This window comes from Magnetococcus sp. PR-3 (assembly GCF_036689865.1).
GTDB lineage: Bacteria > Pseudomonadota > Magnetococcia > Magnetococcales > Magnetococcaceae > Magnetococcus.
Map to the genome: position 1 here is coordinate 70,799 of NZ_JBAHUQ010000003.1, position 14,525 is coordinate 85,323.

15 protein-coding genes are annotated in these 14,525 nt (G+C 51.1%); 13 read left to right on the plus strand and 2 right to left on the minus strand.

All coding sequences use genetic code 11. From position 1 onward, the window contains the following. Positions 1 to 103: 103 nt before the first annotated feature. Positions 104 to 1,030 carry an acetylxylan esterase gene (locus V5T57_RS03260; RefSeq protein ID WP_332889725.1) on the minus strand — a complete coding sequence of 309 codons (927 nt, stop codon included), beginning with the start codon at positions 1,028 to 1,030 and terminating at the stop codon, positions 104 to 106. Positions 1,031 to 1,242: 212 nt separating this feature from the next. On the opposite strand from V5T57_RS03260, the gene V5T57_RS03265 reads away from it, so the two are divergent. The 7 genes from V5T57_RS03265 (at position 1,243) to V5T57_RS03295 (ending at position 7,198) form a co-directional block, all read left to right on the plus strand. Further along, the gene (locus V5T57_RS03265) at positions 1,243 to 1,659 is read left to right on the plus strand and encodes a hypothetical protein (RefSeq protein ID WP_332889726.1); all 417 of its coding nucleotides are present in this window, start codon (positions 1,243 to 1,245) and stop codon (positions 1,657 to 1,659) included. After that, on the plus strand, positions 1,656 to 1,967 hold the full coding sequence (locus V5T57_RS03270) for a hypothetical protein (protein ID WP_332889727.1): 312 nt from the start codon (positions 1,656 to 1,658) through the stop codon (positions 1,965 to 1,967). Before V5T57_RS03265 ends, V5T57_RS03270 begins: the two co-directional genes overlap by 4 nt. 34 nt (positions 1,968 to 2,001) lie before the next feature. Next, positions 2,002 to 2,859 (plus strand): transglycosylase SLT domain-containing protein, encoded by an 858-nt coding sequence (locus tag V5T57_RS03275; RefSeq protein WP_332889728.1) that lies wholly within the window; start codon positions 2,002 to 2,004, stop codon positions 2,857 to 2,859. Positions 2,860 to 3,094: 235 nt separating this feature from the next. Further along, on the plus strand, positions 3,095 to 3,601 hold the full coding sequence (locus V5T57_RS03280) for a lytic transglycosylase domain-containing protein (RefSeq protein ID WP_332889729.1): 507 nt from the start codon (positions 3,095 to 3,097) through the stop codon (positions 3,599 to 3,601). Then, complete coding sequence (locus V5T57_RS03285; protein WP_332889730.1) at positions 3,598 to 5,238, plus strand: hypothetical protein; 1,641 nt, start codon at positions 3,598 to 3,600, stop codon at positions 5,236 to 5,238. The genes V5T57_RS03280 and V5T57_RS03285 overlap by 4 nt, the downstream gene beginning before the upstream one ends. Then, complete coding sequence (locus tag V5T57_RS03290) at positions 5,235 to 5,750, plus strand: hypothetical protein (RefSeq protein ID WP_332889731.1); 516 nt, start codon at positions 5,235 to 5,237, stop codon at positions 5,748 to 5,750. Before V5T57_RS03285 ends, V5T57_RS03290 begins: the two co-directional genes overlap by 4 nt. Continuing rightward, on the plus strand, positions 5,747 to 7,198 hold the full coding sequence (locus V5T57_RS03295) for a hypothetical protein (protein ID WP_332889732.1): 1,452 nt from the start codon (positions 5,747 to 5,749) through the stop codon (positions 7,196 to 7,198). Before V5T57_RS03290 ends, V5T57_RS03295 begins: the two co-directional genes overlap by 4 nt. Positions 7,199 to 7,633: 435 nt before the next feature. Here the strand turns inward: V5T57_RS03295 and V5T57_RS03300 are convergent, their stop codons facing one another. Next, positions 7,634 to 9,997, minus strand: coding sequence for a methyl-accepting chemotaxis protein (locus tag V5T57_RS03300; protein WP_332889733.1), 2,364 nt, complete (start codon positions 9,995 to 9,997; stop codon positions 7,634 to 7,636). A 334-nt stretch (positions 9,998 to 10,331) separates the two neighbouring features. Here V5T57_RS03300 and V5T57_RS03305 point away from each other — a divergent pair, with 334 nt between their 5' ends. Genes V5T57_RS03305 through V5T57_RS03330 form a run of 6 tightly spaced genes read left to right on the plus strand, consistent with a single transcriptional unit; the run spans position 10,332 to position 14,503 of the window. Beyond that, entirely contained in the window at positions 10,332 to 10,907 is a 576-nt protein-coding gene (locus tag V5T57_RS03305; protein WP_332889734.1) for a hypothetical protein, read from the plus strand. Further along, positions 10,907 to 11,806 (plus strand): hypothetical protein, encoded by a 900-nt coding sequence (locus tag V5T57_RS03310; protein ID WP_332889735.1) that lies wholly within the window; start codon positions 10,907 to 10,909, stop codon positions 11,804 to 11,806. The genes V5T57_RS03305 and V5T57_RS03310 overlap by 1 nt, the downstream gene beginning before the upstream one ends. Positions 11,807 to 11,818: 12 nt before the next feature. Continuing rightward, complete coding sequence (locus V5T57_RS03315) at positions 11,819 to 12,202, plus strand: hypothetical protein (RefSeq protein ID WP_332889736.1); 384 nt, start codon at positions 11,819 to 11,821, stop codon at positions 12,200 to 12,202. 2 nt (positions 12,203 to 12,204) lie between these two features. After that, the gene (locus tag V5T57_RS03320; RefSeq protein WP_332889737.1) at positions 12,205 to 12,789 is read left to right on the plus strand and encodes a hypothetical protein; all 585 of its coding nucleotides are present in this window, start codon (positions 12,205 to 12,207) and stop codon (positions 12,787 to 12,789) included. After that, the gene (locus V5T57_RS03325; RefSeq protein ID WP_332889738.1) at positions 12,770 to 13,429 is read left to right on the plus strand and encodes a hypothetical protein; all 660 of its coding nucleotides are present in this window, start codon (positions 12,770 to 12,772) and stop codon (positions 13,427 to 13,429) included. The genes V5T57_RS03320 and V5T57_RS03325 overlap by 20 nt, the downstream gene beginning before the upstream one ends. 18 nt (positions 13,430 to 13,447) lie before the next feature. Then, positions 13,448 to 14,503 carry a hypothetical protein gene (locus tag V5T57_RS03330; protein WP_332889739.1) on the plus strand — a complete coding sequence of 352 codons (1,056 nt, stop codon included), beginning with the start codon at positions 13,448 to 13,450 and terminating at the stop codon, positions 14,501 to 14,503. The last annotated feature ends 22 nt before the right edge of the window (positions 14,504 to 14,525 follow it).

The window sequence follows — 14,525 nt, forward strand, 5'->3', positions numbered from 1 at the left end:
TCTTTGATACATGCTTAACAGAGATAACCTTTAGTAAGATCAACCAAGCATGCCTAAAAAAGCTGGGATAATCCACCACAGGTATACGGGGATGGGACGCTTTTTAACGGCCAAAGGTATCCGGCACCCCATGTACGGCAAAGTGAAGACACTTGGCCCGAAATTTGTTCCACTCTATCTCTTCAGGACGGTCGGTATGGCTCACAGGGTAACGTTCCACTTCATGACGGCAGGTTAGATTGGCCGCAATGGGTAGAACCGTTTCAGCAGGTACCACATCATCTTCCTCACCATAACCCATCAGAACGGGCAGTTTAAGATCCGGCGCAAAGTTGATGGGGTCAAAGTAGCGCAGTACCATCATTAAATCTTCTTCTGCCTCAGGCTGTTGAACCAAATATCGATTAATCTCTTCTCCAGACCCCTGACGTACCAAAAGCTGCCTGCCCAGGGGCCAACCAAAGGTTGGTACACCAACCACCAAGGCTTCAGCATGGCTATAGAGTGTCTCCGCCATCATGGCCAATCCCCCGCCAAAGCTGTAACCCCAGTGGACCAAGCGGCGACCCTGTGTTGGCGGGATACTCAAACCTACCCGTATGGCCTGGATCTGGTCACAAACCGCACCCCGCAAGATACTCTGCTCTGGACTGTGGCAATGGGTCAGCACCCAGCCCAAGGGTGAACGCTCCACCCCCTGATGTGAACGACCAAACCCACGAATATCAATCCCTAACACATCGGCCCCCCCCGCAACCCACTCGGGCTTCATGGTGTATTGGCTGTTGTAACCATGGCTATGCACAATCAGGGGTCGGGGGGTAGAGGGGTCGGGATGGTACATGTGGTAACCGCGAATGGTCACCCCGTTCCAGGAACGAAAACGCACCCGCTCCAAAACCATCCCTGACGGAGCTGTTTGGGATTGTAAAACCTGCCGTTCCAGCATGGGGTCAATCGCCCAGAGTTTTTGGAGGGTGTCTTGCCAAAAAGCATGAAAATCAGGGGGACGGTTGGTTGTGGGTATCACGTTGGCTGCTTCTTTATGGGTCAAGGGTGATCAATGCATTGGCACTGTGTCGTTTACCGCTGCACAGGGTGTTTTTTTTCCCATGCTTTTCAAGCTTTCTTCCAAGCTTGCCGCAATCTGTATGCCGTATGGAAGAAAAACCACCTCTACCCTTTTCGTACTCTCTGGCATACGCGGTACATACCGCACCACGGCAATAGGAGTTTTCCTTCATGGATAACCATACCAGCAATAATGCGATGACTGAAATTGCCTTGGCTCTGGCCATGGGTTTTTTCAGCATCATGGTGCTGGCCATGGTCTCTATGGGCAGTGGTGTTGGTTCGGCCAGTAAAATTGCTGGAGCCACCTTAACCCCTGCTCAAGACGCGACTGCACCTAAAGCAACCGTCACCGTACAGGCAGAGGATCGTATGGTGCTCTATTACAATGGTCAGTTTTTAGATCAGAAGATGCAGCCGGTGGTTCCGGCCCAGCTGCCCCAGGCAGGGCGCACCATTCTGGCACTGGCCCCAGATACGTCCATGACTGAAGCCTTACGGCTACGCGGCCTGTTTGGTCAACGAGAAGTGATTGTCTCTACTTTAGATCATCGTTGGCTACAGGCATTAAAGGAGAAAACATCATGAAAAAATGGATTACCACCGCTGCCGTGGCTGCTTTGATGGGTCTGATGTTGGCCCCTGCACAAAAAGCGGAAGCCGCTAATTTCTATTTTTATAACGACTCTGCCCAAAACAGTTTTGATCGTTGGCAGAAACAGAGCCAAAAAAGGTGGAAAAACCACAAAATAACCAACCGCATGATCAAACGCTCGGTCAAACGCTCCTTGGTCCAGAGCACCAACAACCCCATTTGGCGTCAAGCCAAGGTAAAACTGGTGCGTAAACAGGGTGCCATTCAGCGTGTCGTGGTGGTGTTACCCCAAGGGTATTGATGCATCGTGATTATCCCAGTGAGAGGTGGATATCATGTTTAAACAAGATCACAGTAATGTTTTGATCCGTATGGCTTTGATGACAGGCATCACCCTGCTGACGGTGTGGCCACATTGGGGACACACAGCCACCCGGCAAGAGGTCAAGGAGATGGTGGTTAAAGAGGCCACCAAACAGGGGGTCTCCCCTACCCTGGCATTAGCCGTTGCCAAAGTGGGCTCTGACTATCAATCCATTGCCCACAGCAAACAGGGCGCCATGGGTGTCATGCAGCTTCAACCCCGTACGCTGGATCGTATGCTGGACCGCTTTCCAGATATGCGTATGGAGTCTGTAGAGCGGCCACGGGTTAATATTCGCCTAGGGGTAAACTATCTTAAGCGCTTACTTAAAGTGCATGGCAAAAACTGGGAAACTGCGTTAATCCACTATTTGAGTGGTCTTTCACCCCAGCGCACGCCGGATGGTATGCTCTCTGAAAAAGAGCATGAGACCGTTCAGCGGATGTTACGGTGGGAAAAACGTTACCGTGATCAGATGACGGTCTGGCAAGGTGCCGCCAATGCTCAGGTCAAAAAACTGAAAAAACGTGTGAAGCGTTTAAAGCGCAAAATTCAGTTGGCCCGCCAGCAGCAAGAGCAGATTGAAGAAGAGGATCAATGGTATCCCTCACCCCCCCGCCGTCGTGGTGGTCGTGGCGGCTTCCGTCACCACCCCCGTCATAACTTTCAAGGCAACCAAGGGGGATTTGGCAGGGGACATCGCCCACCACCACCACCCCATTGGAATCAAGGGTTTGGCAGCCCCAGCCAGGATGCCGATGATTTTTGGTATGACTCCGGCCTTCAAAACCCCAAACAGGCCGATATGACAGCCACCAACTGGCATTAAGGCTTCATACCATCTCTGATTATTGTTTAACTGCAGACCCAACCTACGCAAGGGGGGAAAAGCCTGCTTTCCCCCTGCGCACTTTTATACCCACGGTACGCTTAATCCTCTCCCTTATCAGGGGATGGCACGCTTGAACAAAGCATCTCCAGGGTTTGGATATGGATAGCGCCACACCCTGGCACCTTCATCAACATCCGTGGGGTTAACCCCATCCCCCCTAAGGAGCCTTACCATGATCCGGTCACTCCTTATTGTCACGCTGCTTGGCCTTACACTCTCACTACCCACCCTCAGTTGGGCCAAGGCCAATAAACAGCAGCGCCAATATATTCAACAGATGATCATCCAAGAGGCCAAAGCGCTACAGATACCCATCTCCCTCGCTCTGGCTGTGGCCCATGTGGAATCCTATTTCGATCCACGCATTGAAAGCCATAAAGGGGCACGTGGTGTCATGCAGATTATGCCGGCCACGGCCATGGGTGAGTATGGTATTCCAAAAAAAATGCTCTGGAACCCACAGGTTAATGTACGACTTGGCCTACATTTTCTAAGAAGATTACTCCAACGGTATAAGGGACGTGTGAATCTTGCACTATCCTATTACAATGGGGGGTCCCGCGTCGGGGATCTGCCCAATGCCCGTATTATTCCTGCCACCCGTCGTTATGTGGCCAAAGTACGTCATTGGCAAAAACGCTATCAATATAAGCTATACAGAGGCATGGATCTGTTATGAATCAAGGTTGGGCGTCGGAGCGTATGCTGCTCCAGGAGGGCATTAGTGACCATCTATTGGGACTAATGGCCATGGTGGCGGAGACCGAGCAGGATGGTGACTTAAAATTTCCTGCACAAACCTGCCATGAGCTGCAACGTATGCTGGTTTGCCGCACCTACGCCCAAACGATGACAGAACTCTGTTATCTGCTTAAAGCCGGCCATGCCTGTGGTGATTACGTCACCCTGTTCTGGGAAGTGGGCCTGGCACGCAGTAACCGGTTTAAGTCTTTCTTTGCCGAGCGGCTCGGAACTGACCCTCAAGAGATGATCCGTACTGAAAATTCGGGAGTGGTTATTGTCGAGGGCAAAGACCGCTTTACGGTGCACTATAGCCGCATGCCCTTATTAGCGGCCTTGTGGGAGTTTCTATTTAGTGCCTTGGAGTATACCGCCCTTGATCACAGCATTAACACCATGCTAGTGGAGACCCAAGATAGCCGCCCTGCCACCGCCCAGTGTGCCAACCAACTGGCTCGGCAGCTTTATGCTTTTTTAAAAGATCATCTCCCCGAAGCCCAACAACAGCGCAAATTCCGCCGTATCAGCCAATTTATGCAGGATAAAGCAGGCAGTCATAGCTTTGCACCAGATGCCCTGAATGATGAGGCCATTTTTGATTTCTGGCAAAACTTCTCCATAAATGGGGATGAAGAGGGTGGCGATTTTAAAAAGTTTGAGACTGTCTACAACGACTTTCTGAACTACCGCCGTGCCTTAAGAGCTGCCATGAACCAACAGGCCCTGGTTCACACCCAGGTATTGGGGACAGACCGTGATGCAGGGGAGTGGGAACCGGACAGTGAACAGAGCCAAATACTCTGGGAGAGTGTGCGGGAGATCGAGCAAGAGGCCACACCCCTGGTCCTATTAAACAGCCCACCGTGCGATACCATTAAGTTTGTGAACAACCGGGAGCAGGGTTTGTTAAAACGGATCATGGAAGGTGGGCGAGATACCATGGATCTGGCGCTCTCCTTATTACGCTGTGAGCTGTTTGGCTATGCTCAATCACGGGTTGTGCAGGCACTGCGGCAAAAAGTACACGGTCAGGCTTTGGATGAAACCATAGAGACCGCCTGCCAATCAGACTATCTCCAGCATCCACAGAAGCTTCATGCACTAACAGAGCATCTTAATCGGGTGCAATATGCCTCTTTGCATCTGCTGTTACACCATAATCATATGGAATCGATTCGCTTGATTCTAAATTTGTACCCTGATCTTGACCTATCTAAGGTTAGAGAACACCGCACCGAGTCTATAGGGGACACCGGAACAATGGATACCCTCACGCAGTTGCGTGAGGCATTGAACCAACAAGGTGTGTGGCAAAATTTGGAAAAAGAAGCCGCCCGAGCGTTTAAAGGCATTGCTCGGCAAGGTTTTCGGGATAACGAGAAAGATCAACCGAGCATCTGTGACGGTCATGCCCAGGCCGCCCCCCTTTTGGAACAGATGGCCAAACATCTCTCCCGTTTTCTAACCACACTGCAAACAACGCTCCCCTCTGATCAAATAGCAGCCTCTGTCTTCGAGGCTGACCGTGCGGCATTTACCCGGCAGTTCCGCCGGATGTATGGAGGACAATCATGAGTCAAGCCACACGGGATACCACCACCGAAACACTCTTTACTGCACTCAGCCAGCAGGATGCTCTGCGTCAACCGGTGGATGAACAGACAGCCCGTCCCATTGGCTATACCCAATTGATGCAGCATATCCAGGGACATGGCCCTACCGCTCTGGCGGTTGTGCGTGCCCTAAAACAGGACCCTAAATTAAAAGCACTTTATCATCAGCTTTTACAGCGGGGCTCCATGTGCTATTTTCCTGCAGTGGCTGCGGCCAGCAGTGGTGACGTCCAAGAACGTCAGGCCGACGGTTGGAAGATCCGTTGGAAGACCTCCCGTGCGGATGAAAACCAAATTTATCTGTTGATCGACCTTAAGCCACACATGACATCCACCCCCACCAAACTCACGGTGGAGGAGGAGCGCATTAATTTGCCTGAGCCGGTTAACGGCACCATTCAACTGTTGGTCGAGTCTAACAGTGGTATCATGCAAGGGCTGCGTAACAAAGACAGTAAGGTCTATCTGCATTGAGCATTCGGGTTATCATCGCCACCACTGAGGGGCCGGTTACTGTACAGCGTATCACCATGGAAGATCCTGATCTTCAATCGGTGGTGTGTCTGAATGGTACAACCCGTGCCCTACCCATCAGCGGTGATTATGATGCCTTTGTTCGCCCCCCCACCGGAATGATTCAAGATGATTTTGAACAGGCGGCCTACCGTCTGGACCTCTCTGATACCATTGATCAAGGGTTTAGTTGGCAACTGGGGGCTTATGCCGCCCACATGCTCTACTTTCAAAAAGAGCTGGCTCAACGGGATGAACCGACAGATGCCATCTGGTGGCTGACCGGTCAGGTTGACCGGGACCATTCCGTACGCAGCGTTGAGCATATCCAAGAAAAACTTCAGGAATCCACCTCACTATTTCGGGAATGGATTAATCAGGGTATACCGGTTCACATCTTTGTACCCCAAACCAACTACGCCGATGTCGATCAAGCCCTGTTGGATGAGTTAGCCTCACCTGATCTGATCGCCGTACATGCCATTGAACAGGTAGATCAGTTACCCAGCCCCAAAACCCGTGTGGCTGCAGCAGCAACGCTACCTATTGCCATAGAACCTGACGTTCCGGTTATACCTGTCACCCCCCTCCCCCGTGAGGTAGAAGAGCAACCGAAAAAGAGCTTTCCCTGGCTTAAGTCGATCTTGAGCATGCAGCTCTTGGTATTGGGTGGGTTGATCTGGTTTACCTGGCAGCAGGGCTTGCCCAAATGGATCGTATGGGCGCAAAGTCACGACTATGCCCAACGTTTGCAGTTGGAACAGGCATTGAGCCAAAATCAGTGTGATGTTTGCAAACGGTTGTTCCATCTCTACATGGAGCGGCAAGGTGGGATTCAACCCATCAAACCCCCACAGCTTACATTGGAACGTATTGTCATTGGGGCCCCTCCATCGGTGCGTGGATGTCGTGAAGTTCACCATCCAGGTCCAGGGCGTGATGTTCAGCCAGAGGTTAAGGTCTTACGCATCAAAGGGGAAAATTTTCCATCACTGCGTACAGGCCGGCGCTTATGTCAGTTTAAGTTCCGGGTGGTCAATGGTGAAGAGACGGTACACACCCGTTTATTGGTGGTAGCCCGGGCCGGTAAAAAACGTGACCGTGCCCATGCGGCTGAAGGGAGCCGCCGTTGGAAGCTGAATAAAGCACTGGATGCCGAAGAGACACTCATCTGGAACAGTCCCCGCATTGGCCCTTGGATCCGTAAGCCCTGGCGGTATCGTATTATGCTTTTAGCAGCGCATGCCCCCTTGGATACCGCCGCAAAATGGCTGAAACAGAACCGCCGGCAGGCGCGTCAATCTGGCCAACCCTGGCAGTGGAAAAAGGCTCAACAGCAACTCGCCGAGCGTGGTGTGCAGCTGCTACAGGTCAAACAGCTGCTAAAACCGATGCCACGACATCTATGACCCCACGGCTCCACCGCTAAAGACCTACGTCACCATACTCAACACACCCATCAATGAAGCGACCTACCGATGTATCAAACCCTGTCAAAGTAACCAACGCTGGACCATCTGTTCAAAAAATTGCCTAGAATGGTCAGAGGCCAAATCACGGCTCGCCCTCTTCTATTGTGTTGGATGAAAATCTCTGGTGGGGTATAGCGCTGCCAACAAGACCATAAGGGAGTATGAGCCGTCATGAAAACGGGTGAGGGGGTTATCCGACCTGCTGTTGTGGGGAGATCGGCTCGACCAGGCATGACGAATCCACTCTGTCTAAAACAGGTATGCCCTTAAAATGCTGTGATAATAGGTCGGGTCGGGTTTTGTCTACATGGTAAACAAGCAGGTTGAAACTGACCCCCCATAGATCGTGTAATCTATGGGGGGTTGCCGCGTTTATAGCTTAAATTTTTCCAAGATTGTGTGCAGTTCTTGGGAGAGGGTCAAAGATTGTCCGGAGCGATCTTTCACCGTATGGCCCAGTGTATCCAGCTGCTGAATGGTACTGCTCATGCCTTGCATGGAATCAGATGTATTTTTGGCTTCCACCACAGCTTCAGCCAACAGCCCCACATTTTCCCCTTCTTGCCGGGCAACATCCACCACATTTTGGGTCATATCCTGAACACCTGCAGAGGCAACCGATACATTCTGGGTCACTTCACTAATACCCTGAGAAAGCTCCGTCACATTGTGCGCCACTTCGTTCATACCCGATGTAGACTCCGCGACGCGGTTATTCACCTCATCGGTCTGTTCGGCAGCGGTGGCCATGGACACCGCAATGTCTTGAACGGTAAAGCCTTGCTCCTCAACCGCTTGTACAATCTCTTCGGTAGCTTGGTCAATGCGTTCAATATCAGCATTCACATCCCGAGTAACCTGAACCACTCGATCACTGTTGCTACGGATCTCATCCAGACGTTGACCGATCATTTGGGTCGCTTCAGCGGTCTGGCTGGCCAGCTCTTTGACCTCATTGGCCACCACCGCAAAACCTTTACCTGCTTCACCAGCACCGGCTGATTCAATCGAAGCATTCAACGCCAGCATGTTGGTCTGTTCGGCAATGGAGTTAATGACCTCGACCACTTTACCCACTTCACGGGCAGAAGCGACCAATTGGTCCATAACCTCTGTACTACCAGAAGCGCGTTCCCGTGCCGTTTGTGAAGCCTTTTTAGCACCGTTGCATTGGGTGCGGATTCCTTCCAACGCCATGCTAATACCCCGTACAGCAGCGTTAACACTGGCCACACTCTCATTGGTTTGCGATGCGGCTTGATTAACCGAAGCCATACTGGTACTGGCCTCTTCTGTCGCACTGGCCACCGTACTTAGGTTCACACTGGCTTCTTCTGCAGCAGCAGCAATGGTGGTGAGGTTATTGTTGGTATCCTGGGCAGCATCTGCCGCACGGTCTAAGCGGCTACTGGCTTCTTGGGTGGATGTAGAGAGTCCACTAAGCTCATCGGTCATCTGTTGGGCACTGTTGGCAACCACTTTGGCCCGCTCACGCATATCACCGGTACCTTGATTCATCTCTTCAGCAACGGTATCCAGCTCTCGGGCGGCATCACTGAGCTGCTCAACAATCCTTTGGACTTGACGCATCATACCATTAAGCTGTTCAGCCATACCGATGGTAGAGGCCAAAATACCCGTTGCATGAAAATTGTGCCCTTGATGAATGGTCAGGTCACCCTCTGCCACGCGAACCACCATGGCGCAAACCTGATCGGGTTCACCACCAATTTGATAGAGGATCTGCTGGACAATACGGATCACCATAAAGATGGCCACCAAAACAACCACCAATAGAATGATCACATAGAACATTAAATCTGATGTGGCATTATCATGCAGTTGTGTGGTGGTATCGAGCAGCCCATGGTTCAGTTTATCTTCCACCTGCTTGAGGCGGTTGATCTTACTGGTTTGCACCTTAAACCACGCTTTGGTGTCCACACCAAATTGGCTGCTCTTGGACATCACAATTTTGCGCAGACGCTCGGTCTCTTGCACATCTCTGTGGTCCATGACCGTTTGATAGAACTGAATGATATCTAAAGGTGCATACCGCTTAAAACCGATCAAATAGCTCTTTTGAGCCGACACCAGAGAGACAAATTTGGTGTAGCCTGCTGTGGAGATTGCATCCCCAGCAAAAGCACCCGCCAACACCGCACGTTCAACACCCGCACGCTCTTTGGCCAAAAGCAGATTAACATAACCTAGGGAGAGAGTTGTTAATTTGGAGTCCGAACTAAAACGGGTGATGTTGGCAATGAGATCAATAAACCGCCCATTAACCTGTGTATAAAAGCCAATGGCTTTTTTTGCCGGAATGGTTAACCGATCGACACTGCGGCGAATATCACTACGGGTCTGTACATCTTGCATAAGCCGATTAAGATCTTGGGTAAATGCCTGACCATACATGGTCAGATCAACACCCGCTATTAATCCTGTCAATGCTTTGGCTTTATCATCTGCATTGTTACGTTGTGAGGGCAACTCGTTTTTAAAAGCGACACCCTTACTCTTCACAAAGCCCGCAGTCATGCCCCGCTCTTTTTGCAGCTCATGCACTAGGCCACTCATACCCACAGCCAACTCAGCCAACTGACCAACCTGATCAGTCTGGCTAACCATGCGGTTCTTATCCATAACGCCCATAAGCGCAAAATAGAAAAGTCCAACCATGGAAGGGACCAAAAGTAGTACCAATTTATGTTTCAATTTTAATTTGCTCAGCATTCCACTTCCCCCAAAACAGGTTCCCTCAACCTATTTCTTTTTATTATCGAGATTTACACCATCATGAAGTTGCACCTTTTAGGCCAAATAGGCAACCGTTTTATACGTAACTCTTTATAACGATAACGTTGCTCAAACATTAAGCAATTCTTACACTTAAAATGGTAATTCAATTTATAAAGCAGACTTAGCTCAAAAAACCCCTCTCCCCTTTACCTACCCCCGTTTGAACACATGGTTCACGTTGTTTGGATCTATTTTTTACTACGACTCTGTGCATCAAGATCGCTGGCCCAAACCTGCGTTATCAGGTCCGGTGCTTAAGGAGAAGATCATGTCTAACTCTATTTCGCCTCTCTCTTTCGGCCGTGTGGTGCTTTTACTGGCCCTGGCAGGTTTAAGTGGTTGTGCCACACCAAGCATGCCTATGGGGACACTGGCTCCAACGGAAGGGCTTGGTTTCAGGGAGTCCCGCTTTGCCGCTTTGGAAGCCCTACAAAAATACCGCCAATGTAAGCAAGAGGCCATGACGCTGGACCGAGCGGCTCGCAGCTCTGGTGAAGCAGCCCGCTATCTGGCCAGTGCCCGCCTGTTTGAGCAGTGCGAAACCCGTCTACCCCCAGGGTCGGCTGAGATTGCAACCGAAGAGCGTATGCGGGCTTATGCGGTGGGCATTCTCAATTATGTCAAAGCTGGGGATCTGGAAAAAGCGCATGTCAATCTGGATAAATTTCGGCGCACCTTTAAAGATAAAGATCTCTACCTAAAAGGGGGATCCTCCTTTGTGGATTCCATGGAGATCCTGCTACGCCGTACCGATCCCGATCAGTTCCCCCGTTATAGCCTGCTCAATGTGGATGCCTCATTAAAAGATGAGATGCGTCGACTCAATCATTGGAGCCGCAACTGATGAACAGCTCACGCACCAACAAACCCATGACCTTAGGGGCACTGTTATTCATGGCTGCACTACTGGGCAGTGTGCCAAGCCAAGCGGCTGAAGAGGGTAGCACCCCACAGTGGCGACCACAAATCTCTGAGAAGCTCATTCGCCTGCCTCTCAATATGATGAATAACGCCTTGGAACGGGACTATGCCGACTCAGGGCTCGCCATGGCCATCAGTGATATTGGTGCCCAGGTTGGATTAAAACGGCAAACACTAACCGACCTGAAGCAGGCTGTTAAAAAGGCAGATGGTGATCTAAAAGTTGAGCTGCAACATCAGTATCTGGCGGAAAAACGCGCCTTTGTCAATTTGATGCAGCAACACCTGGATCTACGTAAAAAGCGACATAACATCAAGCTGGATACCTACCAACGTTTGATGCAGCAGCTGCGCTATGCCAAAGATAGCACCCCCAAAGAGGTCACCGAACTGCAGACCAAACAGGCCGATTTAAAAAAGCGTTTTGAACGCTCTGTCTCCAAAGTGGATATGAAAATATTTGGTACGCCAGAAGGGGGTAGCCCCAGCCGCTACAACAAGGTCTATCAGGCCAACCAAAAAGCGATGCACAAACTGCTGGCGGCACTGGATGCCCACCCCATGAATCGGGAACTGGATACCCAATCCTTAGAACCAGAAACCAAACAGGATTTTTTACGTAACCTGATGGTGGAAAGTGAAAAAGAGATGGCGTTGGTTACCCAGGAACGCACCATTTTAGGCTATATGGCCAAGATGGTGGCGTTAGATGCCCTCTCTTTATCGGAAAAAGTTCAAGACCCAGAATTACTGGATAGCGATGTGCCAGCCGATGCACAGATCACCACCTCCGTGGATCTATTCCTCGGCGATGATCATTAAGGGAGTAAGACCATGACCTTTAACAAAACTCTGCTGGCCAGTGCGGCCTTACTGTTCATCGCAGGCACAGCTCAAGCTGGAACATTGGATAATCTGGAACGGGAACGGGCCATCCTCATCGGTACCCTGCTCTCACCCGAAATTACCTATGAAGAGCGTGAGACCAAAGTCAAACACTCCACCCGTCGTCTGGTTGATCTGGAACGCATGGTCTGGCGAGACAGCACCTTGGCCAAAAAGGGTGGACCCAGTGTTAAAAAAGCATTGAACAATTTTGATCTAACTTTTTTGGTACATGCCTCTATCGAAAAAGATCGTCTGGTTGTTGACCATTGGCTGGAACAGGTGGGGTTAACCAGCACCCAACTCTCTACAGCCCGTATGGGAAGGCGTTGATCATGAACCTCTCCACCCCACTGCAACGGGGATCGGCGGCTTTAAGCTACCTGCTGGGAGGAGTTGCCTTGGCATTGGCCATGGCCACCTTGGCCACTTCGTTGGAAGTGACAGATATTGTGGCATGGCTAAAAGAGGTCTTTGGCATCACCTTTTTGGTGCTGATGTCCATACTTCTGGTTATCGCTGTTACCGCATGGGTCCATGTCATACGTAGCCATGCCACCCCCAACAGTGATGGTGTTTGGCTGGAAAGCGGTATGCAAGCTGCCAACGGGGTTACCACCTTAGCTTTAACCTATACATTATTGGGGATTAGCCTAGGTATTGGTTCCTTAGCCGATCAAGCCCTTACCCCTGAAACGGTTCAATCTATTGTGGGGGAGCTGACCGCGCATTTTAGTCTGGCTTTTATGACCACGGTGGTTGGTCTACCACTCTCAGCGGTACTTAGGGCCATGTTGATGGTGGGTCATGCACGCAATCTTGACCACTGGCAAAAGCTACAAAACACCCCCCAACCCTTGACCACCATCTTGACCGATGGACCCTTAGAGGAGACCTGTCATGAGATACCTACTGTTTAACGTGGTCGTAGGGGCGGCTTTACTCTATCTGTTTGCCGGTCCTGATAGCCTGCCCGGTTTTAACTCAAACGCTCAGGTTCAACCCAATCCACAGCCAGACTTAGAAGCGGTCGCCGATCGTATGGTTAAACAGTTGGATCAACGACTGGAAGCCAACCTAAAGCAGTGGCAGACCCATCAACAACAGAACAAGACCCAGGCCACCGAGCTTAAGCCTGTTTTACGCCCAGAAGAGCGGCAACTGGCCACACCCACGCCCCTGGAAAGTGGTCAGGCACTACCTGTGGTCTCTGCTCACCCGGTCCCTAAGGTTGCACCCCCGGCCCGCCAAATGGCCCCCAAGCCTAGCAAGGTACAACCTCAATCTAAGCCTGAGGTTAAACAGCTACCTACATCATCACCGCTGCCACAGGTGGTGGACAAGGGGGTGATCAAACGCCGGGCGGAGGTCCTGGCAGGTACCGGTGTGGTTATTCCACCTGAGATGGTGGTAGATATTCCACCATCCCCCACCAACAGCAAACAGGTGGTAAAACTGGCGGAGGGTGAATCCTTAATGACCCCCCATAACCGACGTCGTGAACTACGGGCACTGGCCAACGATATGGAGACACTCTATATCGACATGCTGACCCAATAAGCGATAAGGGAGGTACCCGTGGCCCAGATGCGTTGGATACAAAAAGGGACCTCCCTACTTCCCATTCTTATTGCCCTGTTACTACTCATCCAAAACTGGGGCCGTGCCGAATGGCAAGAGAAACCACTGAGCCAACCACCTGTCAAAATCGACCAGGCCCCGATTGCCTTACCGATGCAACAGGTCATCTTGCCGCCACCCCCCACACTGGCCGCTACGCCTGTACCCGCCACCCTGCCGCAAAGCCCGGTGCAAACGGCGCAGACCATACCTGCCCCTCGCCTTAAACCCTTACAACCTATCCCAACAACACCCACTTTGGTGGTTGAGGCTTTGCAACCCCAACCAACCGTTGTTCATGCACAGCCCACTCTCAAGCCGGATGCCAACAAGGTTGTTGTAAAACCGCTACAGGTTCATGCCCTCAAACCCCAAAAGCAGCCGCCCAAACCCACCGAGACAGAACCTCCACAAGCCACTGTTCCTCCACAAACCGCCTCTGCACCAACGGATCAAACAGAGGACCATACACCGATACAGTCAGACCCCATGACACACAAGGTTCAGCGTCAACAAGGGCGGGTTTTACTCAAACTGTTGGAACATGGCAAAGGGCCATCCATCACCTTGCGCTGGCCAAGTCAGCAACGCAAAGCCCTGTTTAAGCATATGGACCGTTGTCAGGGTATGCGCAGTGGAGTGATGGATAACCACCAAAGAATTTTTGTACAAGGTGGGGATCGAGGGGTGCCATGGCATATCAACCGGGACCGTTACAGCGGCTTTATGCGCTTAACCAACCGTACAGAGTACCAAGAAAATAAACGGGTGGATGCCATACGTCTCTACCATGGGCTGCGGTCAGACGCCCTACCCGTTCGTCTTTTTCCCCGTGGTTTCGATGCTGTGTTATTAGGCGGTATCCAAAACCTAGTGGGACAAAACTATGCCCACGCAAAGTCAATAGAGGCCAATTACCACCTTAAAAACGGTCTGCTCTGGGCGGAGAACATTCGTGTGGATCACCAACCCATTACCGGTCGTGTAGCCTTGAGTCAAAGACGCTGTTTATAAAACCCGATATAGAAAAAGCCCG

Bases quoted from the DNA above. Each gene is read 5' to 3' on its own strand.
- V5T57_RS03305 (WP_332889734.1), top strand. From the start codon at position 10,332: ATGTCTAACTCTATTTCGCCTCTCTCTTTCGGCCGTGTGGTGCTTTTA.
- V5T57_RS03310 (WP_332889735.1), top strand. From the start codon at position 10,907: ATGAACAGCTCACGCACCAACAAACCCATGACCTTAGGGGCACTGTTA.
- V5T57_RS03325 (WP_332889738.1), top strand. From the start codon at position 12,770: ATGAGATACCTACTGTTTAACGTGGTCGTAGGGGCGGCTTTACTCTAT.
- V5T57_RS03315 (WP_332889736.1), top strand. From the start codon at position 11,819: ATGACCTTTAACAAAACTCTGCTGGCCAGTGCGGCCTTACTGTTCATC.
- V5T57_RS03285 (WP_332889730.1), top strand. From the start codon at position 3,598: ATGAATCAAGGTTGGGCGTCGGAGCGTATGCTGCTCCAGGAGGGCATT.
- V5T57_RS03290 (WP_332889731.1), top strand. From the start codon at position 5,235: ATGAGTCAAGCCACACGGGATACCACCACCGAAACACTCTTTACTGCA.
- V5T57_RS03300 (WP_332889733.1), bottom strand. From the start codon at position 9,997: ATGCTGAGCAAATTAAAATTGAAACATAAATTGGTACTACTTTTGGTC.
- V5T57_RS03320 (WP_332889737.1), top strand. From the start codon at position 12,205: ATGAACCTCTCCACCCCACTGCAACGGGGATCGGCGGCTTTAAGCTAC.
- V5T57_RS03265 (WP_332889726.1), top strand. From the start codon at position 1,243: ATGGATAACCATACCAGCAATAATGCGATGACTGAAATTGCCTTGGCT.
- V5T57_RS03275 (WP_332889728.1), top strand. From the start codon at position 2,002: ATGTTTAAACAAGATCACAGTAATGTTTTGATCCGTATGGCTTTGATG.
- V5T57_RS03270 (WP_332889727.1), top strand. From the start codon at position 1,656: ATGAAAAAATGGATTACCACCGCTGCCGTGGCTGCTTTGATGGGTCTG.
- V5T57_RS03280 (WP_332889729.1), top strand. From the start codon at position 3,095: ATGATCCGGTCACTCCTTATTGTCACGCTGCTTGGCCTTACACTCTCA.